The sequence below is a fragment of the Methylocystis parvus OBBP genome (assembly GCF_027571405.1).
Taxonomy (GTDB): domain Bacteria; phylum Pseudomonadota; class Alphaproteobacteria; order Rhizobiales; family Beijerinckiaceae; genus Methylocystis; species Methylocystis parva.
In genome coordinates this window covers 3,354,962-3,374,445 of the sequence record NZ_CP092968.1, presented here as the reverse complement: position 1 = coordinate 3,374,445, position 19,484 = coordinate 3,354,962, and the positions used below count along the sequence as shown (strand labels likewise).

22 protein-coding genes are annotated in these 19,484 nt (G+C 66.3%); 6 read left to right on the top strand and 16 right to left on the bottom strand.

What is annotated here, in order from left to right:
• Positions 1-27: 27 nt before the first annotated feature.
• A complete protein-coding gene (locus tag MMG94_RS16425) occupies positions 28-783 on the bottom strand; it encodes an ABC transporter ATP-binding protein (RefSeq protein WP_016920618.1) in 756 nt (251 codons plus the stop codon).
• A 200-nt stretch (positions 784-983) separates the two neighbouring features.
• Positions 984-1,853, bottom strand: coding sequence for a bifunctional DNA-formamidopyrimidine glycosylase/DNA-(apurinic or apyrimidinic site) lyase (gene mutM / locus MMG94_RS16420; RefSeq protein WP_016920619.1), 870 nt, complete (start codon positions 1,851-1,853; stop codon positions 984-986).
• Between the two features lie 74 nt (positions 1,854-1,927).
• Between mutM and mntA the strand changes: the two genes are divergently transcribed.
• From mntA to ubiB, 4 genes are all read left to right on the top strand, one after another.
• A complete protein-coding gene (mntA, locus tag MMG94_RS16415) occupies positions 1,928-2,329 on the top strand; it encodes a type VII toxin-antitoxin system MntA family adenylyltransferase antitoxin (RefSeq protein WP_016920620.1) in 402 nt (133 codons plus the stop codon).
• Positions 2,319-2,732, top strand: a complete 414-nt coding sequence (hepT, locus tag MMG94_RS16410; protein ID WP_016920621.1) for a type VII toxin-antitoxin system HepT family RNase toxin — start codon at positions 2,319-2,321, stop codon at positions 2,730-2,732. The genes mntA and hepT overlap by 11 nt, the downstream gene beginning before the upstream one ends.
• 75 nt (positions 2,733-2,807) lie before the next feature.
• Positions 2,808-3,578: a bifunctional demethylmenaquinone methyltransferase/2-methoxy-6-polyprenyl-1,4-benzoquinol methylase UbiE gene (gene ubiE, locus MMG94_RS16405; RefSeq protein ID WP_016920622.1), complete on the top strand. Its 771-nt coding sequence runs from the start codon at positions 2,808-2,810 to the stop codon at positions 3,576-3,578.
• Between the two features lie 8 nt (positions 3,579-3,586).
• Positions 3,587-5,149: a 2-polyprenylphenol 6-hydroxylase gene (gene ubiB, locus MMG94_RS16400; protein WP_016920623.1), complete on the top strand. Its 1,563-nt coding sequence runs from the start codon at positions 3,587-3,589 to the stop codon at positions 5,147-5,149.
• Between the two features lie 44 nt (positions 5,150-5,193).
• Here ubiB and MMG94_RS16395 read toward each other — a convergent pair whose 3' ends face one another.
• From MMG94_RS16395 to MMG94_RS16380, 4 genes are all read right to left on the bottom strand, one after another.
• Positions 5,194-5,694 (bottom strand): hypothetical protein, encoded by a 501-nt coding sequence (locus MMG94_RS16395; RefSeq protein WP_016920624.1) that lies wholly within the window; start codon positions 5,692-5,694, stop codon positions 5,194-5,196.
• A 24-nt stretch (positions 5,695-5,718) separates the two neighbouring features.
• On the bottom strand, positions 5,719-6,039 hold the full coding sequence (locus MMG94_RS16390) for a hypothetical protein (RefSeq protein ID WP_154419659.1): 321 nt from the start codon (positions 6,037-6,039) through the stop codon (positions 5,719-5,721).
• Between the two features lie 108 nt (positions 6,040-6,147).
• On the bottom strand, positions 6,148-6,720 hold the full coding sequence (folE, locus tag MMG94_RS16385; RefSeq protein ID WP_016920626.1) for a GTP cyclohydrolase I FolE: 573 nt from the start codon (positions 6,718-6,720) through the stop codon (positions 6,148-6,150).
• 133 nt (positions 6,721-6,853) lie between these two features.
• Positions 6,854-8,059, bottom strand: a complete 1,206-nt coding sequence (locus MMG94_RS16380) for a hypothetical protein (protein WP_016920627.1) — start codon at positions 8,057-8,059, stop codon at positions 6,854-6,856.
• A 250-nt stretch (positions 8,060-8,309) separates the two neighbouring features.
• On the opposite strand from MMG94_RS16380, the gene MMG94_RS16375 reads away from it, so the two are divergent.
• Entirely contained in the window at positions 8,310-8,510 is a 201-nt protein-coding gene (locus MMG94_RS16375) for a CsbD family protein (RefSeq protein ID WP_026016353.1), read from the top strand.
• A 47-nt stretch (positions 8,511-8,557) separates the two neighbouring features.
• Here MMG94_RS16375 and MMG94_RS16370 read toward each other — a convergent pair whose 3' ends face one another.
• The gene (locus tag MMG94_RS16370) at positions 8,558-8,938 is read right to left on the bottom strand and encodes a hypothetical protein (RefSeq protein WP_016920629.1); all 381 of its coding nucleotides are present in this window, start codon (positions 8,936-8,938) and stop codon (positions 8,558-8,560) included.
• A 179-nt stretch (positions 8,939-9,117) separates the two neighbouring features.
• On the opposite strand from MMG94_RS16370, the gene MMG94_RS16365 reads away from it, so the two are divergent.
• Entirely contained in the window at positions 9,118-10,359 is a 1,242-nt protein-coding gene (locus MMG94_RS16365; protein WP_016920631.1) for a cytochrome-c peroxidase, read from the top strand.
• Between the two features lie 66 nt (positions 10,360-10,425).
• Here MMG94_RS16365 and murI read toward each other — a convergent pair whose 3' ends face one another.
• The 9 genes from murI to rimP form a co-directional block, all read right to left on the bottom strand.
• Entirely contained in the window at positions 10,426-11,226 is an 801-nt protein-coding gene (gene murI / locus MMG94_RS16360; RefSeq protein WP_016920632.1) for a glutamate racemase, read from the bottom strand.
• Between the two features lie 202 nt (positions 11,227-11,428).
• On the bottom strand, positions 11,429-12,331 hold the full coding sequence (gene truB, locus MMG94_RS16355; RefSeq protein WP_016920633.1) for a tRNA pseudouridine(55) synthase TruB: 903 nt from the start codon (positions 12,329-12,331) through the stop codon (positions 11,429-11,431).
• A gap of 5 nt (positions 12,332-12,336) precedes the next feature.
• Positions 12,337-12,756 carry a 30S ribosome-binding factor RbfA gene (rbfA, locus tag MMG94_RS16350; RefSeq protein ID WP_026016354.1) on the bottom strand — a complete coding sequence of 140 codons (420 nt, stop codon included), beginning with the start codon at positions 12,754-12,756 and terminating at the stop codon, positions 12,337-12,339.
• Between the two features lie 11 nt (positions 12,757-12,767).
• Complete coding sequence (locus MMG94_RS16345) at positions 12,768-13,109, bottom strand: hypothetical protein (protein WP_016920635.1); 342 nt, start codon at positions 13,107-13,109, stop codon at positions 12,768-12,770.
• Positions 13,109-13,516, bottom strand: coding sequence for a hypothetical protein (locus MMG94_RS16340; RefSeq protein ID WP_016920636.1), 408 nt, complete (start codon positions 13,514-13,516; stop codon positions 13,109-13,111). Before MMG94_RS16340 ends, MMG94_RS16345 begins: the two co-directional genes overlap by 1 nt.
• Positions 13,517-13,545: 29 nt before the next feature.
• The gene (gene infB, locus MMG94_RS16335; RefSeq protein ID WP_016920637.1) at positions 13,546-16,191 is read right to left on the bottom strand and encodes a translation initiation factor IF-2; all 2,646 of its coding nucleotides are present in this window, start codon (positions 16,189-16,191) and stop codon (positions 13,546-13,548) included.
• Positions 16,184-16,933: an RNA-binding protein gene (locus tag MMG94_RS16330; protein WP_016920638.1), complete on the bottom strand. Its 750-nt coding sequence runs from the start codon at positions 16,931-16,933 to the stop codon at positions 16,184-16,186. Before MMG94_RS16330 ends, infB begins: the two co-directional genes overlap by 8 nt.
• On the bottom strand, positions 16,933-18,531 hold the full coding sequence (gene nusA / locus MMG94_RS16325) for a transcription termination factor NusA (protein ID WP_016920639.1): 1,599 nt from the start codon (positions 18,529-18,531) through the stop codon (positions 16,933-16,935). Before nusA ends, MMG94_RS16330 begins: the two co-directional genes overlap by 1 nt.
• A gap of 3 nt (positions 18,532-18,534) precedes the next feature.
• Positions 18,535-19,293 (bottom strand): ribosome maturation factor RimP, encoded by a 759-nt coding sequence (gene rimP / locus MMG94_RS16320; RefSeq protein ID WP_026016355.1) that lies wholly within the window; start codon positions 19,291-19,293, stop codon positions 18,535-18,537.
• Between the last annotated feature and the right edge of the window lie 191 nt (positions 19,294-19,484).

Here is a 19,484-nt window from a genome sequence, read left to right as displayed (position 1 = left end):
CGGCGACGCGCCTGAAGGAGAAGCCGCTCACGACGCCGCTCCCGCACGCCCGCGGGCGACGTCGAGAAACACCTCCTCCAGATTGGCGCGGCCGTAGCGCGCCAGCAGATCGGCGGGAGAGTCGTCGTCGGCGACGACGCCCTCCTTCAGCATCAGCACGCGGTCGCACAGGCGCTCGACTTCGCCCATATTGTGGGAAGCGAGGAGGATCGCGCAATTATGCGTGGCGCGGTGCGCCTCGAGCCGCGCGCGCACCCAGTCCGCCGTGTCGGGATCGAGCGAGGCTGTGGGCTCGTCCAGCAATAAGAGCTGCGGATCGTTGATCAGCGCCTTGGCGATGGCGACGCGCGTCTTCTGTCCGGCCGAAAGCCGGCCGGTCTGGCGGTCGATGAATTCGCCGAGCGCGAGAGACTGCGACAGCTCCTCGATCTTCGCGTCGATGTCGGAGACGTCGTAGAGCATGCCGAAGACGCGCAGATTCTGCCGCACGGTGAGACGGTGCGGCAGATCGACATAGGGGCTTTCGAAATTCATGCGGTGGAGCACGGCGTAGCGGTCGCGCAGGAGATCGCGGCCGAAGACCCGGATCGAGCCCTCCGTCGGCTCGATCAGCCCCATGACCATGCCGATCGTCGTCGTCTTGCCGGCGCCGTTACCGCCGAGCAGCCCCGTGACCGTGCCGGGCGCAAGGGCGAAGTCGAGCGGCCCGACGACGCTGCGCTCGCCATAGGTCTTGGAGAGGCCGTGAACCGAGAGCGCCGGCTCGGGCGAGGAAGGGGACATGCGGTGTTTATGGCGTTTCCCCACTGTCCCGGCAAGGGTCAGCGCCTCCCATTGGCGAGGCCTTCCTCATCCTGAGGAGCCGCCGCCTGCGGCGTCTCGAAGGACGAGGAAGGCCGCAAGAGAGCGCTTTTCTCTCTTTCGTCCTTCGAGACGGCCTCTACGAGGCCTCCTCAGGATGAAGGAGAGAAAAGTTCCGCAAATCACTTCTGGCACTCAGGGCAAAAGAAGGTCGACCGTCCCGACTGCGCCACCCGCGCGACCGTCCCCTTGCAGCCCGGCGTCGGGCAGGCCGCACCCTCGCGGTCATAGACGCGGAAGGAATGCTGGAAATAACCGAGCGACCCATCCGCCTGCCGATGGTCGCGCAGCGACGAGCCGCCGGCGGCGAGCGCCTCCTCCAGCACTTTCTTGATCGCCTCCGGCAGCCGCGCCAAAGCGGCGGAGGGCTTGCCGGCGACAGTCACGAGCTTTCCGCCCGCCTTGAGTGGCGAAATCCCGCAGCGATGCAGCGCCTCGCAGACATAAATATTGCCCAGCCCCGCAATGAGCCGCTGGTCGAGCAGCAGCGCCTTGGCGGGCGCGGCCCGGCCCTTGAAGGCGCGCGCGAGGAAGGCGGAGTCGAGGGCCTCGCCCAAAGGCTCGACGCCGAGGCCCTTGAAGAGCTTGTGCGCGTTAAGCTCTTTCGTCGGGACGAGCAGCATGAAGCCGAAACGGCGGGGATCGTTATAAGTGACGCGGGCGCCGCTCTCCATGTGGAAGACGACATGGTCGTGCGCCGCGCTCTTGTCGCGCGGATGATGAAAGAAGCCCTGAACGTCGCCATCGATGCGGAAGGAGCCCGACATGCCGAGATGCATGACGAGGGTCTCAGAGCCGTCGAGATCCGCCAGCAGATATTTCGCCCTCCGCCGCAGATCGAGAATGCGCCGCCCGGCCAGACGCGCGGCGAAGTCCGGCGGAAAGGGAAAGCGCAGATCGCCCCGCCTTTGCTCGACCCGCACGATGCGCCCGCCCGCCAGCACGGGCGCAAGGCCGCGCCGGACGGTTTCGACTTCGGGAAGTTCGGGCATTCTCGCTCCGGGGCCGCGCTTCGCGGGCGCCGCGCGCCGCGCTATAAGACGCCATAGCAAATCGCGAGAGGCGCATGAAGATCGACGAAACGGCGCTCATAGACCATTTGCGCAAGCGCCTGCCCGACGCGATGGCGATCTATCTCTTTGGCAGCGTCGCGAGCGGCGAGGCGGGGCCGGAAAGCGACGTGGACCTCGCCGTCCTGAATGACGGCCCGCTCGAGCCCGTCTTCGTCTGGGACGTCGCTTGCGAACTCGCCAACGTCGTCGATCGTCACGTCGATCTGGTCGATCTGCGGACGGCCTCGACCGTGCTCCAGCATCAGGTCGTTACAAGGGGCCGCCGCCTATGGGCGCGGGACGCAGGCGCCAACCTCTACGAAGCTTTCATCCTCAGCGAGAAGACGGCGCTCGACGAGCGCAACGCCGGCCTCTATGCCGACATCCTTCGGGAGGGGCGCGTCTATGGCCGATGACGTCATCGTCAACAAATCGGCGTCGATCGAGCGTTGCGTCGCGCGCGCCCGCGAGGAATACGCCAAGGACCCGCAGAGCTTCGCCTCGGATTTCACCCGCCAGGACGCGGCGACCCTTAACATCCAGCGCGCCTGCGAGGCGGCGCTCGACATGGGCCATCATCTCATTCGGCGCGACCGCCTCGGCGTCCCCCAAAGCGCCCGGGACGTCTTCGCGCTCCTCGCGACGGCCGGGCGGATCGAGCCGGACCTCGCCAAGCGGCTGGAAAAAATGGTCGGATTTCGAAACATTGCGGTTCACGACGACCAGGCTCTTCTCCTGCCGATCATCGTCGCCGTCATCACAAAGCATCTTGATGATTTTCTTGCCTTCAGCGCCGCCCTGCTGGCCCATGAACGCTGAAAAGGCCCGCCCATAGCCATCCCGCCCGCAAGCGGCTATACCCTCCCCCGTCCGTAAACGTCAGGCGAGCGATAGATGACCGATTCCCATTCCGACCGAGAGGGCTCGACCCATTTCGGCTATTCAGAGGTGCCGCTGTCCGAAAAGCAGCATCTCGTGGACGACGTCTTCCATAAGGTCGCCCGCCGCTATGACGTGATGAACGACCTGATGTCCGGCGGCCTCCACCGGCTCTGGAAGGACACTTTCGCGGCCAAGGTCAACGCGCGCAACCGCAAGGGCTTCAAGCATCTCGACGTCGCCGGCGGCACGGGCGACGTCGCCTTCCGCATCGCCAAGGCGTCCGGCCCCGACGCCGAAATCACCGTGCTCGACATCAATGGCGACATGCTGGAGGTCGGCCGCGACCGCGCCCGCGAGAAAGGGATCGACGAGAAGCTCGAATTCGTGCAGGCCAACGCCGAGTCCCTGCCCTTTCCGGACAATCATTTCGACGCCTATACGATCGCCTTTGGCATTCGCAACGTCCCGCGCATTCAGATCGGGCTCGAGGAGGCCCATCGCGTCCTGAAGCCGGGCGGCCGCTTCCTGTGCCTGGAGTTCTCGCAGGTGAACGTGCCGGGCCTCGACAAGATCTATGAGGCCTATTCCTTCAACGTGATCCCGGCTGTCGGCAAGCTCGTGGCCGGCGACGGCGAGCCCTATCGCTATCTCGTCGAGTCGATCCGGCAATTCCCGGCCGCCGACGAATTCGAGCGCATGATCCGGAAGGCGGGCTTCCGCCGCACGGGCTATGAGCGCCTCACCGGCGGCGTCGTCGCGATCCATTCCGGCTGGAAATATTAAGGCCGCGAATGCTGCTGCAAACCGGCAATTTTCTGCGACTGGCGCGCGCCGGTTACATTCTGGCGCGCGAAGGCGTCTTCACGACGCTCGATCTCAATCTGCTGCCTCCCGCCGTCGCGCCTCTGGTGCGGCTCGCCAATCTCTTCGCCATCGGCAAGGGCGAGAACGCCGGCGCGGCGCTGGTGCGCGCGCTGTCGCAGATCGGCCCGTCCTATGTGAAGCTCGGCCAGTTCCTCGCGACGCGTCCGGACGTCGTGGGCGGCGAGATCGCCGACGCGCTGACCGCTTTGCAGGACCGCATGGCGCCTTTCGGCCGCGCCAAGGCGGTCGAAATCGTCGAGAAATCGCTCGGCAAGCCCATCGGCGCGGTTTTCACGAGCTTCGGCGAGCCCGTCGCCGCCGCCTCCGTGGCGCAAGTGCACATGGCGACCGCGCGCTATGACGGCAAGGAGCGCAAAATCGCCGTGAAGGTGCTGCGCCCCGGCGTCGAAGGCCAGTTCGCGCGCGATCTGCGCGACATGTATATGGTCGCGCGCCTCGCCGAACGCTGGACTTCCGAAGGCCGCCGCCTGCGCATGGTCGAGGTCGTCGATACGCTGGCGCGCACGGTGAAGCTCGAAACGGACTTTCGTCTCGAAGCCGCCGCCGCTTCCGAATTCGCCGGGAATGTCGAGAAGGACCCCGACATTCGCGTGCCCCATGTCGATTGGGACCGCACGGCGCGCGAAGTGCTCACGCTCGAATGGATCGACGGCGCGCCGCTTTCCGATCTCGAGCGCGTGGCGGCGGAAGGCCATGACCTCAAGGCGCTCGGCGCCCATGTGCTGCAATCCTTCCTGCGGCACGCCATGCGCGACGGCTTTTTTCACGCCGACATGCATCAGGGTAATCTCTTCGTCGACAAAGCCGGCCGCCTCGTCGCGATCGATTTCGGCATTATGGGCCGACTCGGCGTCAAGGAGCGGCGCTTTCTCGCCGAGATTCTCTACGGCTTCATCGTGCGCGACTATCGCCGCGTGGCGGAGGTGCATTTCGAGGCCGGCTATGTGCCGGCGAAACACTCGATCGAAGAATTCTCCCAGGCGCTGCGCGCCATCGGCGAGCCGCTGCATACGGTCAACGCCTCCGACATTTCCATGGCGCGGCTCTTGACGCTGCTCTTCGAAGTCACGGCGCTGTTCGACATGCGCACGCGCACCGAGCTGGTGCTCCTGCAAAAGACCATGGTCGTCGCGGAAGGCGTCGCCCGCACGCTCGATCCCAAGCTCGACATCTGGAAGACCTGCGACCCGGTCGTGCGCGGCTGGATCGAGGAAAATCTCGGGCCCAAGGGGAAACTCGAAGACGCCGGCAAGAGCGTCATGGAGCTGGCCAAGCTCGCCACGCATCTGCCGAAGACTCTGGCCGACGCGGAGACCGCGATCGAGCGCATTTCAAAGATGGCGGATCAGGGCGTCAATCTTTCTCCGCAGTCGATCGACGCCATGGCGGAAACCCGGCGGCGGTCCGACAACCGGCTGCTGCTGGGACTCGCCGCCATCGCAATTCTCGCAGCGTGGCTGTTCGGGTAACGCGATCGACCGAGGCGCCCGTCTCGCTTACGACCAGTTGACGTTCAGTGCCGCCTGCCATTCGTCCAGGCGTTCACGAGCCGCGAGGCCGCCATCAGTCCCAGTCCGGCGCCGATCAGCAGAGGCAGATTACGGGGGGCCTCGCGTATGGCCGCGCGCGCCGCGCTCTTCGCCGCGCCGGGCGCGGCGTTTTTCGCCAGATCGTACAAAGCCTGTGAGACGTTGGACGATTGAAGCGCCCGCGAGATCGCCGTCATCGGCGACGCCTCGGTGAGCGCCGCAAGCTCCGCGCTGGCGCGCGCCTGCTGAACGGCTTCGCGCCGACGGGCATAGGTGAACGCGATGAGGGCCACGACCAGAAACGCGCCGGCGATCGCAAGATTGCCATAGAGAGGCCCAAGCTCGTCATTCGCCCAATAGGTCGCCGCCGCCAGAGCGAAGCCGAAGGCGACGAGCAGCGGAATCGCCGCCATGGCATTCCCCGAGACGCGCGTGACCGTGGCGCCCAACGCGTTCTCGACCCTCTTCAAAATCGGCTCGAACATGACGTCACCGCCGGGCTAGAGGGATCACCTGCCCATCCGCCAGAAGGCGCCGAAGACGAAACCGGCGAGCGCCGCGAGAGCCACAGTCGTGCCGGGCTGCGAGCGCGCGGAGGTCTCGACCGCCGTGCGGAAATTGCCCAGAACCTCGCCGGTGCGCTGCGCCGCCTGGCCGCTGCGCTCCGAAACCGCGGAAATCGCCGCATTGGCGCGGCCGACGCCCTGCTGAACCGCCCGGCCCATCTGCTCGGCCGTATTCGACGCCTGTTCCGCAATCGCGCCCGAAATCTCGCCGCCCGCGCCATGCCCATTATGCTGGCGCTGCTGCACACTACGTTCCTCGGCCATTGCCGCCTCCGACGATTTGAGCAAGTGGCGAGTCAACGCGACTTGCGCGGAGATGTTCCTGGCCAAGGGCTGGGATAAGGGGCAAGCCGCAACAGGAAGAGTTGGGCTTTACGGCCCCCGCGCCATCCCCAGAAATTCGTCGCGCGTGCGCGGATCGTCGCGCATCACGCCGAGGAGCTTGCTGGTCGTCAGCGACGATCCCGGCGTGTTCACGCCGCGCAGCGTCATGCAATTATGTTCGGCCTCGATCACGACGCCGACGCCCTGGGGCTGGAGAATGTCCTGGATCGCCCCGGCGATCTCGGCCGTCAGCTTCTCCTGGATCTGCAGCCGCCGCGAAAAGCCGTGCACCACGCGCGCGAGCTTGGAGATGCCGACGACGCGGTTCGTCGGCAGATAGCCGACATGGGCGCGGCCGAGGACCGGCAGCATGTGATGCTCGCAAAAGCTCACGACGCGGATGTTCTTGAGCACGACGAGTTCGTCATAGCCGCCGACCTCCTCGAAGGTCCGCTTGAGATAGTCGCGCGGATCGATTTCATAGCCGGCGAACAGCTCCCTGTAGGAGCGGGCCACGCGCGCGGGCGTATCGAGCAGCCCCTCGCGATTTGGATCGTCGCCCGCCCATTCAATGAGGACGCGCACGGCCGCTTCTGCGTCGGCCTGGGTTGGCTTCGCCATCCGGATTTTCTCCCGAACCTACAACATTGGAGCGGGAAAACCGCCCCGACGCATGAGCTTGCGACGGAGCGGCCGATTTGGCAAATCGCCGACGGGTTGCGCGCCTCCAATAAGCGGGACGTCCAGGCGCGCTCTAAGGGACGATGCTGCGGCCCACATTGCCGATGGCCGAACCCACTGAATTCACGGTGCGCTTCACGAAGCCGAAGGCGCCGCCTTCGTTCTGAGGCGGGGGCGGCGGCGGCGGCGCGGCGGGCATGGGCTCCGGCGTCGCGGCGGCCTCAGCCGCAGGCGCGGCGTCGGGCGCGCGCGGCTTCGGCTTTTTGGCGGCCTGCGCCGGCTTGGGCTTCGGCTTCGCGACCTTGGCGGGCGCGGCCGGCTTCGGCTCCGGACTAACGAGCTCGGGCTTTGCGGGCTCATGCTTGACCGCTTCCAGCTTGGCGGGCGCGGCGGCGGCCGGGGTCTCGGGCGGCGACGCCATGAAACGGTTGGCCGGGGGCGCGGCCGGCGCGGCGGGCGGCGTCAGTTTGGCGACGGCGCCGGCCGGCGTGGCCGGGATAGGCGCAACGGCCGCCCCTGCGGCGGGCGCAACGGGCGCCACGGCCGCGCGCGCGGCCGGAGCCGCCGGGGCAGCGGGCGCAGGCGCAGGCGCGGCCGGCTTCGGGGCCGCTGGGACAGGCGCGGCCGGGACGACGGGAACGGCTGGTAGCGGGACGGCGGCCTCGGCCGCCGCGGATTGAGGGGCGGGCGCGGATTCCGCGGCCGGCGCCTCAGCGGCCGGCGGCGGCAATTCGGCGCTTTGCGCCGCGGGGTCGCCTTCGGCCGACGCAGCGGCTTCGCCCTTCGGGGCCTCGGCGGCGGGCTCCTCGGCCGTCGCCTGATCGGCCGGGGCCGCGTCTTCCGATCCGGCCGGCGCAATGTCGGCGATAGGGGCGTCCTCGGCGGGCGCGCGCCATTTCGCGAGCGTCCAGCCGAGCCCGGCGAGACCTGCGGCGATGATGACGACCGAAAGATAGATCAGCTTGCGGCGTCCGCCTTCCGACGGCTTGTCGGCGGCGAAAAGCGCGTCTTCCGACGACGTCTTCGGCGCCCAGCCGGCGTCGTCGGCCGCCGTCGGCGCGATCGGCGGCGGCGCGAAATCCCCCGGGCCGGCCTCGAGCGCCGGAAATGGCGGCGGTTGAACCGGCTCCGGCCCCGCCTCCGTCGCGGCGCTGAAGGTCGGTTCGAGCGTCACTTCCGGCGCTTTCGACCCATTCGGGGACTCCGCGTCGCGCTTCAGGATTTCCTTGAACTCGGCGAAAGCCGCCATGAGTTCCTTGTCGTCTGCTTGCGTCGTCATGCCTGCCCACTTGCGTGTCGTGGACCGCCGAAAACCGGCGGGAATAGTCGCGGCCAATCGCCGCCGAAAGTCGTTCCGGCGAGCGCGAGCCCGAATCAGAACCAATAAATTGTGGCGGTTATTCGCCTATTAAGCCCCGCTTGCGCCGGAACAAGCCGGCGACCGCAGCGTTTTGGGCGCATCGGGCGGGTTCTCACTCCGCCGGCCGCGAGCGCCTCGAGCGCTCATCCCTCCAAGGAGAATGATCATGATGGATTGGAACCGGATCGAGGGGAACTGGAAGCAGTTCAAGGGCAAGATCAAGGAAAAGTGGGGCGAACTGACCGATGACGACATTGATCGCCTGGAAGGCAATCGCGAGCAGTTCGAAGGCAAGATCCAGGAAAAATACGGGATCGGCAAGGACCAGGCGAAGCGCAATGTCGACGACTGGCTGAAGAACCTGCAGTAATCGGCTAAACCGGCGGTCGTCGCCCCGGCCGCCCTTTCTTTTGGGCGTTATCTCTTTTCGCCGAATTTCTTCCAGAAATCGCGCGCCGTCCCTGCGGCGCAGACGGCCTCCATCGACCGATACATCGTGCCGTCCTCGTTTCGGTACTCTTTCTCGCACCGCGCGATCTCGCGGTCGTAACGCTTTTTCCGTGCGGCGCTCAGCGTCGAAAGGAAGCCTTTCTCGCAAATTTCCTGCACGGTCCCGCCGCGCTGCACGTCGGCGGTCGAACCCCAAAGGCACGCCTCGTAGATTTTATACGCCTCCCCGCAGTTCTTCGCCGCGGCGACTTTGGCCTCCTCGGCCGCGAGATCGGCGCAATCGGCAAAGGCCGGAGAAGCCGCCAAGGCGAAAGCAAAGTGCAAAGACGTCACTCTTATTTTTTGCATGAGAGCCTCCTTCGGCCGCGCGCCTTCTTCGAATAATTTGCGTCAGGGCGCCATGCGCCGGCGCGCCGCCCCGCGACGACGAAGCGCAGGCTTCCTGGAACGAATCCAAGCTATCCAAATTGACGCGGCGCCGGCAGGCTTTCTAGAGTCGATCGCGTTTTTTATTGAAGCGAGCGGCTATGCTTCCTCGACACCTCGTTCTACGCGGCGCGCTGGCGCTTTCGCTATGCGCGGCCTTTTCCTTTCCGGCAATGGGGCTCGAAGGCGCAACGCCGGCCCCCGCCGGAGAGTCTGGACTGACGCCGCTCGAGCGGCTGGGAAAGCATATTTTCGAGGACAAAAACCTCTCGCGCCCGGCCGGCGTTTCCTGCGCCTCCTGTCACGACGCGGCGACCGCCTTTCAGGGCGCGAACGGCTCGCCCGTTCCCGCCGTGGCGCGCGGCTCGAAGCCGGAGTCGCTCGGCAAGCGGAATACGCCCTCCATCATGTATGCGTCCTTCGCCCCGCCTTTCGGCTTTATCGACGACAAGGACGAGGAGACGGGCAAGGTCGAGAAAATTCCCGCGGGCGGGCAGTTTCTGGACGGGCGCGCGAGCGATCTTCTCGCGCAGTTCGAGGGGCCGCTTCTCGATCCGCTCGAGATGAACGCCCCCTCCAAGCGCTTCGCCGTCGAGGCGATCCGCGACGGCGCATATTCCGCGCTCGCCAAAGACGTTTACGGCGAGAAGATTTTCGACGATCCCGACAAGGCCTTCGAGAAAATGGCGCAGGCCGTCGTCGCCTTCGAGTCGAGCGCGCGCTTCCATCCCTTCGCGTCGAAATTCGACGATTATCTTCGCGGCAAGGTCAGGCTCACCGCCGTCGAGCAGAAGGGCTTCGAGCTTTTCAAGGACCCGAAGAAGGGCAATTGTCTCGCCTGCCATGCCGGCGAGAAAGAGTCGCACGATCCGCAGGACTGGCTCTTCACCGATTTCACATATGACGCGCTCGGGGCGCCGAAGAACGCCGCCATCGCGGCGACGGCCGACGCGCCCGATCTTGGCCTGTGCAAACGCGGCGGCCTGGACAAGTTCGCGCCCGGCGGCTTCGACATCAACAGCGTCTGCGGGGCGTTCAAGGTCCCGACACTGCGCAATGTCGCGGTGACGGGCCCCTATCTGCACAATGGCGTCTTCACGAAGCTGCGGGACGTCGTCGCCTTCTACGCGACGCGCGACACGGATCCCGCGCGCTGGTATCAGAAGGGCGCGCAGGGAAAGGCCGAGAAGTTCGACGATCTGCCCGCTGAATATCGCGAGAACGTCAACACGCAAGAGGTTCCCTATGACCGCAAGGCGGGCGAGAAGCCGCGTCTTTCGGAACAGGAGATCGACGCCATCACGGCGTTTCTCGAGACGCTGACGGATCGCGCCGCGCGGTGACGCCCGCCGTCTCGCCAGAGCCTGCTCGGGGTTTCGCAGATCGCGTTTTCCTCGCGGCTCTCCCCGTCAGCCCGCGACGAGGCCGTAGCGGGCGAGCGTGGCGCGCAATTGGGGATCAGGTTTCGCGCCGCTCGTGAATACCGCGCGCGCCTGGCCCTTTTTCGCAAAGCTTTCCTCGACGCCCTTATCGCGCAGTAAAGAGTCGGCGCGGCGCGCAATTGCGGGCGCCGGATCGATCCAGTCGACGGGCCAGGGCGCAAGGCGCCGGAAATCCTCCACGAGCAACGGATAATGCGTGCAGGCGAGCGCGATCGCGTCGGTGCGTGCGCCATTCTCCTCGACGAAACAGGGCGCAATCTCAGCCGTGATGTCTGCGTCGCGGACGCCCTGTCCGTGCATCTGCGCTTCGGCGAGCTTCGCCAGATTGGCCGAGCCGACAAGCGTGACGCGGCAATGGGCGGCGAATTGCGCAATGAGGTTCTGCGTGTAGTCGCGTTTCACCGTCCCCGGCGTACCGAGCACGGAGATGAGGCGCGAACGGGAACGCTCCGCCGCGGGCTTGATGGCCGGCACCGTCCCGACGAACGGCGTCTGCGGCCAATGCACGCGCAGATAGGGCAGCACGATCGTCGAGGCCGTATTGCAGGCGATGACCACCATGTCCGGCGCATGTTCGGCGATGAGCTCCGCCATCACCTGCATGACGCGGGTCACGAGGTCGGGCTCCTTCCAATTGCCATAGGGAAAACCGGCGTCGTCGGCGCAATAGACGTAATCGGCGCCCGGCCGCAGCTTGATGATCTCGGAAAAGACCGTGAGACCGCCGAGGCCGGAATCGAAGACGAGGATTTTGGGCGGTCGGGTCATGAGAGGGTGCGCGAATCGTCGGGGATGATCGTTATCATCGCGCAGGGATCGTTAACGCACACCCATCAAGCATAAGCTCGCCGTCTATGACGCTTCCTATCTCGAACTGGCGGTTCGACAGCGCTTACCGCTTACGACGCTCGACTCCGCCCTCGAGAACGCTGCGCGCGCCGAGGGGGTCGACATTATTGGTTCGGACTGATCAGAACGGCAGGTTGAACACGCGCGACGGCTCCAGCGCGCCTTCCACCACTTCGCCGAAAGCGACCGGCACGCCGCCGCAGGCCGCATAGACCACGCCTTCCGCCGGCGCGTCGCGGCCGCGCAGGATCACGGAGCCGCCGCGACGCAGCCGCGCCGCCGTATCGCGATCGACCACGACGCAAGGAAGCTCGGTGAGGCCCGCCTCGACCGAGAGCAAAGCCTCGCCGGCCATTTTCTGATTTTCGATCTCGTCGAGCGTGTAGGAATCGTCCTCGACGAAGGGGCCGACACGCGTGCGGCGCAACGCGGTGACATGGCCGTAACAGCCCATGAGGCGCCCGAGGTCGCGGGCGATGGCGCGCACATAGGCGCCCTTGCCGCACGCCATGTAGAAAACGGTCTCTTCCGGCGAACAGGCTTCGATCGTCAGCGAATGGATTGTGACGGCGCGCGCCTTCAGCTCCACCGTCTCGCCCTCGCGCGCAAGGTCATAGGCGCGCTGGCCGCTGATCTTGATCGCGGAGAATTGCGGCGGCGTCTGCAGAATGTCGCCGATGAACTGCGGCGTCAGCCGTTCGATCTCGGCGCGCTCGGGCCGCTTGTCGCTCCTGCGCGTGATCTCGCCATCGGAATCGTCGGTGTTGCTCTCCGCGCCCCATTTGACGGTGAAGCGATAGGCCTTCTCGCCGTCCTGCACGAAGGGCACGGTCTTGGTCGCTTCGCCGAAGGCGACCGGAAGAATGCCCGACGCCAGCGGATCGAGCGTGCCGGCATGGCCGGCCTTCTGCGCATTGTAGATGCGTTTCAGGCGCGAGACGGCCTGCGTGGAGGTCAGCCCCACCGGCTTGTCGAGCACCACCCAGCCGTCGACGACGGCGCGATTGGATCTTCTCTGGCTCATAATTCTCAGACGTTGTCTTTGTCTTCGTCCGACGCTTCCAGATCGCGCTTCACGCGCTCGGAATTCAGGATGGCGTCGATACGCGACACATTGTCGAAACTGTCGTCGATGCGGAAACGGATTTCCGGCGCGAATTTGAGATTCACGTCATGCGCGATCTCGCCGCGCAGAAATTTCTTGTGCCGGTCGAGCGCGCCGATGACTTCCTGCTCGTCCTTGCCGCCGAGCGGCATGACATAGACGGTCGCGAGCTTGAGGTCGGGGCTCATCTTCACGCGCGAGACGGTGACGACGTGCTTTTCCAGCACAGGATCGCTGATGTCGCCGCGCGACAGCATCTGCGCGATGGCGTGCCGCACGAGTTCGGCGACGCGCAGCATGCGTTGCGACGGCGCAGCGCCGGCGGAATGGTGGGATCGGGACATTTTTCCTAAGATTACTCGATTTCGCGGGATGACGACCCGCGCATCATGGCGAGGAGTCTTTCAAACGCGCGGACTTCGGCCTTTTCGACCTTCGCGTCGATCCTGTCGTCCATCGCGTTACTGACGAACCTCGATATTCCTTTCACTTCGCCGCTCAATTCGTCGAGCTGCCGTTGAACGTCGCGCAGCTCTCGCCGCAGCTCCCTGTTTTCGGCCTTCAACGACGACACAAGGCGCTCAAGCTCGAGAATGTTCTTCCCGAATTCGAGGAAGCGTCTCCAGGAAAGCTTCCACTCGCCGACATCGCTATCTCGCGACGTCGGCGGCCTTTCCGCCTCCCCGCCTTCGCCCATCAATGCGTCTCCGCGAGCAGATGCTCGAGAACTTCTCGCGTCTGCGCCTGCGTGCGATCAATCTGCTTTCTACGAACCTCCATCTCGACGAGATCGCGCCGCGTCTCGTCGACGATCTCCGACATCGTCCCGGCCGACCGCTCCAGGGAAGCCAGCATGAAATCGACCGCCGGGCCGGGGGAGTTCTGGCAATATTGCTCTAACGCCTCCTGCGCCGCATCGAGACGCGCATTCGCGTCAAGCTCGTCGCCCGCTTCACGGAGCAATCTCTCAGCGGCCAGGACAGTTCTTGCCAACGCCACGTCGCGAGAACCCCGTTGCGCCGCGAGGCATTGATCGAGTTCAGTCGCTCCCTGCACGATCTTTCTGACCGCAAGCTCGAACCGCTGCTCTCTCGTCGCGCTCATGGCGTTCCTCCCACGACAAGCCGCCGCCTTTACAGCGTCCGCTTGATCTCCTCGACGCGGTAGCACTCGATGACGTCCCCGGCGCGCATGTCCTGATAGTTCTCGAAGGCCATGCCGCATTCCTGACCGGCGTCGACCTCCTTGACCTCGTCCTTGAAGCGCTTGAGCGTCGAGAGCTTGCCCTCATGCACCACGACATTGTCGCGGATGAGGCGCACGCCCACGCCGCGCTCGACTTTGCCGTCGGTGACGCGGCAGCCCGCGACCTTGCCGACCTTGGAAATGTCGAAGACTTCGAGGATCAGCGCATTGCCGAGCATGGTCTCGCGCAGCGTCGGCGCGAGCAGGCCCGACATGGCCGCCTTCACATCATCCACGAGGTTGTAGATGATGTTGTAGTAGCGGATCTCGATGCCGGCGCGCTCCGCCGCCTCGCGCGCTTCCTTATGGGCGCGAACATTGAAGCCGATGACGGCGGCGCCGGAAGCCTCCGCCAGCGCGATGTCGGATTCGGAGATGCCGCCCACGCCCGCATGCACGATGCGCGCGCCGACTTCGTCCGTTCCGAGCTTTTCGAGCGCCGCCCCGATGGCTTCGACCGAGCCCTGCACGTCGCCCTTGATGACGAGCGGGAACTCCTTGCGGCCCGCCGCCTTGAGCTGGCTCATCATATCGGAGAGCGAGCCGCGCGCCGAGCCGCCGCGGGCGGCGAGCTTGTCGCGCTTCAGACGCTCGCGATATTCGCTGATCTCGCGGGCGCGCGCCTCGGACTCGACGACGGCGACGCGGTCGCCCGCTTCCGGCGTGGAATTGAAACCGAGAATCTCCACGGGGAAGCTCGGACCGGCCTCCTGACGCGTCTCGCCCTTGTCGTCCAGAAGCGCGCGAACGCGCCCCCAGGCGGTGCCGGCGACGATGATGTCGCCGACGCGCAGAGTTCCGCGCTGGACGAGCATGGTGGCCACCGGGCCGCGGCCCTTGTCGAGACGCGCCTCGATAACCGTGCCTTCGGCGGCGCGGTCGGCGTTCGCCTTGAGGTCGAGCACCTCGGCCTGCAGCGAAATCGCCTCAAGCAGCCTGTCGAGATTGAGCTTCTGCTTCGCCGAGACTTCCACTTCGAGCGTTTCGCCGCCCATGCTCTCGACCTGCACCTCGTGCTGCAGCAGCTCGGTGCGCACGCGTTCGGGCTTGGCGTCAGGCTTGTCGATCTTGTTGATCGCCACAATCAAAGGCACGCCGGCGGCGCGGGCGTGATTGATCGCCTCGATCGTCTGCGGCATGACGCCGTCATCGGCGGCGACGACAAGCACGACGATATCCGTCACCTTGGCGCCGCGGGCGCGCATGGCCGTGAAGGCCGCGTGGCCGGGCGTGTCGATGAAGGTGATGGGCAGGCCCGCGGGCGACGTCACCTGATAGGCGCCGATATGCTGGGTGATGCCGCCGGCTTCGCCGGAGACGACATTCGCCTGACGGATCGCGTCGAGCAGCGACGTCTTGCCGTGGTCGACATGGCCCATGATGGTGACGACCGGCGGACGCGATACGAGATCGCCCTCGACGTCCGGCGTATCGAAGAGGCCTTCCTCGACGTCCGACTCGGCGACGCGCTTGACCGTGTGCCCCATCTCTTCGGCGACGAGCTGCGCGGTGTCGGCGTCGATGACGTCGTTGATCTTGTGCATCTCGCCCTGCTTCATCAGCAGGCGGATGACATCCACGGCGCGCTCCGACATGCGGTTCGCGAGCTCCTGAATCGTGATCGTTTCAGGCAGCACGACCTCGCGGGAGATCTTTTCCTTCTGCTCCACCTGGCCGCGGAAAAGACGCTGCTGGCGGCGCTTGAAGGAGGCGACGGAGCGCGTGCGCTCTTCGTCCGTCCCCGCCGTGGCTGTCGAGACGGTGAGGCGGCCGCGGTCTTTCATCGCGCCGCCGCGAGACGGCGTCGGGCGCGGGGGGGCGGGCGGCGTGAAGCCGCCAATCTTGCCCACGGGCGGACGTCTGACGCCGGGCGCCGACGCGCCGGCGGGGGCCGCGCCGGATCTGACGGCAGGAGCCGGGCCAGGCCGGGCGGTGGGCGCGGCGGCTTTCGGCTGGACGGCGGCGGAGGGCGCGGCCGAGGCGGCGGCGTCCTGCGGCAGACGGCGACGGGCCTCTTCCTCGGCCTTGCGCTTCGCCTCGGCCTCGCGCGTGAGGCGCTCCTCCTCCTCGCGCTTGCGCGCTTCGGCGGCGGCGCGCTCGCTGCGCTCCCGTTCATCGCGTTCGGCGCGAATTTTGGCTTCGGCCTCGGCGCGGCGGCGATCTTCCTCCTCACGGGAGCGGGCGTCGGAGAGCGCGCGGGCGCGGGCCTCGCGCTCCTCATTGGTCAGCTCGCGCAGCACCATGCCGGAATTGCCGCGCGGCGGCGCCGGAGAACGCGGTTGCTCCGCCCGCGGCGGCGGAGCGGAAGGCGCGGCGGCGGGCGGCGGCGCGGCGGGCGCAGCCGCGGCGGGCTTCGCCGGCTCGGCATGACCCGGCGCGCGACGCTTCACCTTCTCGACCACGACCACTTTCGAGCGGCCATGGGAGAAGCTCTGGCGCACCATGCCCTGCTCCCCGGCCGGCCGCTGCTTCAGATGCAACGTCTTCGACGGCGCGACAGTCAGGGTTTTGTCGCTGTTCTCGCTCTCACTCATCCAGCTTCCGATCCTCGGCCGCTTCCGACCCAATTGCATTCACAGTCTCTTCCGGCCGCTCGCCAGCGTCCGGCTCTTCGTCCCGCATCATCTGCGCCGCAAGGGGCGCGCCGTCCAGCGTCACGCCCCGATAAGCCGCCAACCGGCGGCAGCGCGAAAGAAAACTCATCCCCGCCCCGCCAGAGGCGAGCGCAGCATGTATCACATTTGTGCGACCTAAAGCCAAATCCAATTGGCTTGACGTAAATAGTCCGACGATCGGGGGAACGCCATCGTTTTCCTGCCTGTTTCCCGCGTCGGCTCTCCGGGCGCTTTGACGCAGCTTGCGCTTGCCGTCCGCGCCGCCGTCGGCGGCCTCGATCAGGATGGCCGCCGCGCTTTTCGCGAGCTGGTCGGCGACCTTGTTGAAACCCGCAGTCACCGCGCCGGCTTTATTCGCCAGCGCCAGCATTTGCAGGCAATCGGCCTCGAGCAGCCGGTCGACGTCCTGCGCAAGTTGCGCCGGCGCTTCGACCTGCTCCTTGAGGCTCTTTGCGAAAATCCGCTTTTTCGCGGCCTCGGCCACCAGTTCGGCGCGGGCGCCGACCCAGACGCCGCGGCCCGGCAGGCGCGCGCGAATATCCGGCGCGATGACCCCGTCGGGTCCGCGCACGAAGCGGATCATCGCCTCGGGCGGCTCGCGCCGCCGCGTGACGATGCAGGTCCGCTCGGACTCGCGTTCTTTGCTCGCCAAAGCCGCCACTATCCCTGTTCGCCCTCCGCCGGCGCTTCTTCTTCCGCCGGTTCGGCTGTCTGCTCCTCGATCCAGCCTGCGCGCACGCGCGCGGCCATGATCATCGCCTCCGCCTCCTCGCGGGAGAGGTCGACGCCCTCGAGGAAGCCTTCGTGCTTGGTCGTCTCGCCGTCCTTCTTTTCGGTCCAGCCGACGAGATCGTCGGGCACGCAGCCGGCGAAGTCCTCCATCGTCTTCACGTCGTTCTCGCCGAGCTTGACCATCATGGCGGTGGTCATGCCGTCGATCTCGCGCAGCTCGTCGGCGACGCCCAGCTCAACGCGGCGGGCCTCATTCTCGGCCTCGAGGCGATCGAGGTAATTGCGTGCGCGCGTCTGGATTTCGTTCGCGGTCTCCTCGTCGAAGCCCTCGATCGTCGCAAGCTCCGGTAGTTCGACGTAAGCGAGTTCTTCGACAGAGCGGAACCCTTCGGAGGCGAGCAGGCGGCCGACGACTTCGTCGACGTCGATCGCCGACATGAAGCCCCTGGTGCGCTCCTCGAATTCCCTCTGGCGGCGCTCGGACTCTTCCGCCTCGGTCAGAATGTCGATGTCCCAGCCGGTGAGCTGCGACGCGAGACGGACATTCTGGCCGCGGCGGCCGATCGCGAGAGAGAGCTGGTCGTCGGGCACGACGACTTCGATGCGCGAGCTGTCTTCGTCGAGCACCACCTTGACGACTTCCGCCGGCTGCAGCGCGTTGACGATGAAGGTCGCGGCGTCCGCCGACCAGGGAATGATGTCGATGCGCTCGCCCTGCAATTCCTGCACGACCGCCTGAACGCGCGAGCCGCGCATGCCGACGCAGGCGCCGACCGGATCGATCGACGAGTCGCGCGACACGACGGCGATCTTGGCGCGCGAGCCCGGATCGCGCGCGACCGACTTCACCTCAATCACGCCGTCGTAGATTTCCGGCACTTCCTGCTTGAAGAGCTTCGCCATGAATTGCGGATGGGTGCGCGACAGGAAGATCTGCGGCCCGCGCTGCTCGCGGCGCACGTCATAGACATAGGCGCGGGCGCGGTCGCCCGGGCGGAACATTTCGCGCGGGATCATCTCGTCGCGGCGGATGACGCCTTCGCCGCGCGCCAGATCGATGATGACATTGCCATATTCGACGCGCTTGACGACGCCGTTCACGATCTCGCCGATGCGGTCCTTGAACTCGTCATATTGGCGGTCGCGCTCGGCCTCGCGCACCTTCTGCACGATGATCTGCTTGGCCGACTGGGCCGCGATGCGGCCGAAATCGAAGGGCGGCAACGTCTCGGAAATCCAGTCGCCGGCCTGCGCCGCGGGATTGCGCTTGCGGGCGTCCTCGATGGAAATCTGCGTCGCCTCGTTCTCGACCCTGTCGACGACGAGCAGCAGGCGGGAGAAACGCACCTCCCCGGTCTTGGGATTGATCTCGGCGCGCACTTCGGTCTCCTGACCGTAGCGCGAGCGGGCCGCCTTTTGCAGCGCGTCCTCCATCGAGGCGATGACGATCGAGCGGTCGATCGATTTTTCGCGCGCGACGGCGTCGGCGATCTGCAGAATTTCGAGTCGGTTGGCGCTGACGGCCATGGCTCAGTCTCCCTCGGAACGGGCGGCTCGGGGCTTTCCTGGCGCCGGGCCTTTCTTGAAATGCGTCTGAACGCCGGCAGGAACCAGCGGCTTCGCCTTGCTCTTCTGCGGACCCCGGAAGCGGCCGGGCCCGCGGCGCGGGCGCTCCTGCTCCGTCGCCTCTTCTTCCTGCGCGGCCTGTTCGAGCTTGCCGGCGCGGAGCGACTCCCGGATGAGCGCTTCCGTCAGCATCAGCTTGGCTTCGTCGAGATCGGCGAGCGGCAGAGCGACCAGCTTTTCCTCATCTTCGCGCGCGTCGTTGCGTTCGATCGTCACCTTTGCGGCGCGGCCTTCTCCCTCGACGCCGATGAGGATCCCGCGAAAGCGCTTGCGGCCGGACTCCAGCGGATGGGTCAGCTCGACGCGCGCCTCATGACCCACGGCGCGGGCGAAATCGGAAACGCGCACCAGCGGCCGGTCGACGCCGGGCGAGGAAATTTCGAGGCGATATTCGCCCGAGACGATGTCCGCGACGTCGAGTTCGGGAGAGAGCGCCTGGCTCGCCGCCTCGCAATCGTCGATGGTCATGATCCCGTCGGGACGCTCGGCCATGATCTGAAGCGTCTGCCCGTTCTGCTGCATCAGCTTGACGCGCACCAGCCGGAAGCCGAGTTGCGCCAGCACCGGCTCGGCGAGATGCGCCACGCGCGCGGCGACGCCCGTCTCGGAGACGAGGCGGGGCTCGTCGAGGGCGGCGTCGATGGGTGCGGCGTTTTCGGTCAAGCTGTCGGTCCTGTTCGCGGCTGCGGTCTCGCCAAACAAAAAAGAGCGGGTCCCCGCAGGGCCCCACTCTCAATGGCGACCATCCGAAAATGATCGTTATGAGAAGGAATTTTGAGCTTTATACACGAGGACGCCGGCAAAGGGCAAGGGAAACCGAATCGGGGCAGCGACCCATTCTCGAATTCGTTCTC

What these genes read in the sequence shown, in the direction of transcription:
- ubiB (WP_016920623.1), top strand. Translation starts at nt 3,587, where the DNA reads ATGCTGCTGCAAACCGGCAATTTTCTGCGACTGGCGCGCGCCGGTTAC.
- nusA (WP_016920639.1), bottom strand. Translation starts at nt 18,531, where the DNA reads ATGGCCGTCAGCGCCAACCGACTCGAAATTCTGCAGATCGCCGACGCC.
- MMG94_RS16345 (WP_016920635.1), bottom strand. Translation starts at nt 13,109, where the DNA reads ATGGGCGAAGGCGGGGAGGCGGAAAGGCCGCCGACGTCGCGAGATAGC.
- mutM (WP_016920619.1), bottom strand. Translation starts at nt 1,853, where the DNA reads ATGCCCGAACTTCCCGAAGTCGAAACCGTCCGGCGCGGCCTTGCGCCC.
- MMG94_RS16395 (WP_016920624.1), bottom strand. Translation starts at nt 5,694, where the DNA reads ATGTTCGAGCCGATTTTGAAGAGGGTCGAGAACGCGTTGGGCGCCACG.
- mntA (WP_016920620.1), top strand. Translation starts at nt 1,928, where the DNA reads ATGAAGATCGACGAAACGGCGCTCATAGACCATTTGCGCAAGCGCCTG.
- MMG94_RS16425 (WP_016920618.1), bottom strand. Translation starts at nt 783, where the DNA reads ATGTCCCCTTCCTCGCCCGAGCCGGCGCTCTCGGTTCACGGCCTCTCC.
- MMG94_RS16380 (WP_016920627.1), bottom strand. Translation starts at nt 8,059, where the DNA reads ATGACGACGCAAGCAGACGACAAGGAACTCATGGCGGCTTTCGCCGAG.
- MMG94_RS16370 (WP_016920629.1), bottom strand. Translation starts at nt 8,938, where the DNA reads ATGCAAAAAATAAGAGTGACGTCTTTGCACTTTGCTTTCGCCTTGGCG.
- rbfA (WP_026016354.1), bottom strand. Translation starts at nt 12,756, where the DNA reads ATGTCCCGATCCCACCATTCCGCCGGCGCTGCGCCGTCGCAACGCATG.
- MMG94_RS16365 (WP_016920631.1), top strand. Translation starts at nt 9,118, where the DNA reads ATGCTTCCTCGACACCTCGTTCTACGCGGCGCGCTGGCGCTTTCGCTA.
- truB (WP_016920633.1), bottom strand. Translation starts at nt 12,331, where the DNA reads ATGAGCCAGAGAAGATCCAATCGCGCCGTCGTCGACGGCTGGGTGGTG.
- infB (WP_016920637.1), bottom strand. Translation starts at nt 16,191, where the DNA reads ATGAGTGAGAGCGAGAACAGCGACAAAACCCTGACTGTCGCGCCGTCG.
- MMG94_RS16340 (WP_016920636.1), bottom strand. Translation starts at nt 13,516, where the DNA reads ATGAGCGCGACGAGAGAGCAGCGGTTCGAGCTTGCGGTCAGAAAGATC.
- MMG94_RS16390 (WP_154419659.1), bottom strand. Translation starts at nt 6,039, where the DNA reads ATGGCCGAGGAACGTAGTGTGCAGCAGCGCCAGCATAATGGGCATGGC.
- hepT (WP_016920621.1), top strand. Translation starts at nt 2,319, where the DNA reads ATGGCCGATGACGTCATCGTCAACAAATCGGCGTCGATCGAGCGTTGC.
- murI (WP_016920632.1), bottom strand. Translation starts at nt 11,226, where the DNA reads ATGACCCGACCGCCCAAAATCCTCGTCTTCGATTCCGGCCTCGGCGGT.
- MMG94_RS16375 (WP_026016353.1), top strand. Translation starts at nt 8,310, where the DNA reads ATGGATTGGAACCGGATCGAGGGGAACTGGAAGCAGTTCAAGGGCAAG.
- folE (WP_016920626.1), bottom strand. Translation starts at nt 6,720, where the DNA reads ATGGCGAAGCCAACCCAGGCCGACGCAGAAGCGGCCGTGCGCGTCCTC.
- ubiE (WP_016920622.1), top strand. Translation starts at nt 2,808, where the DNA reads ATGACCGATTCCCATTCCGACCGAGAGGGCTCGACCCATTTCGGCTAT.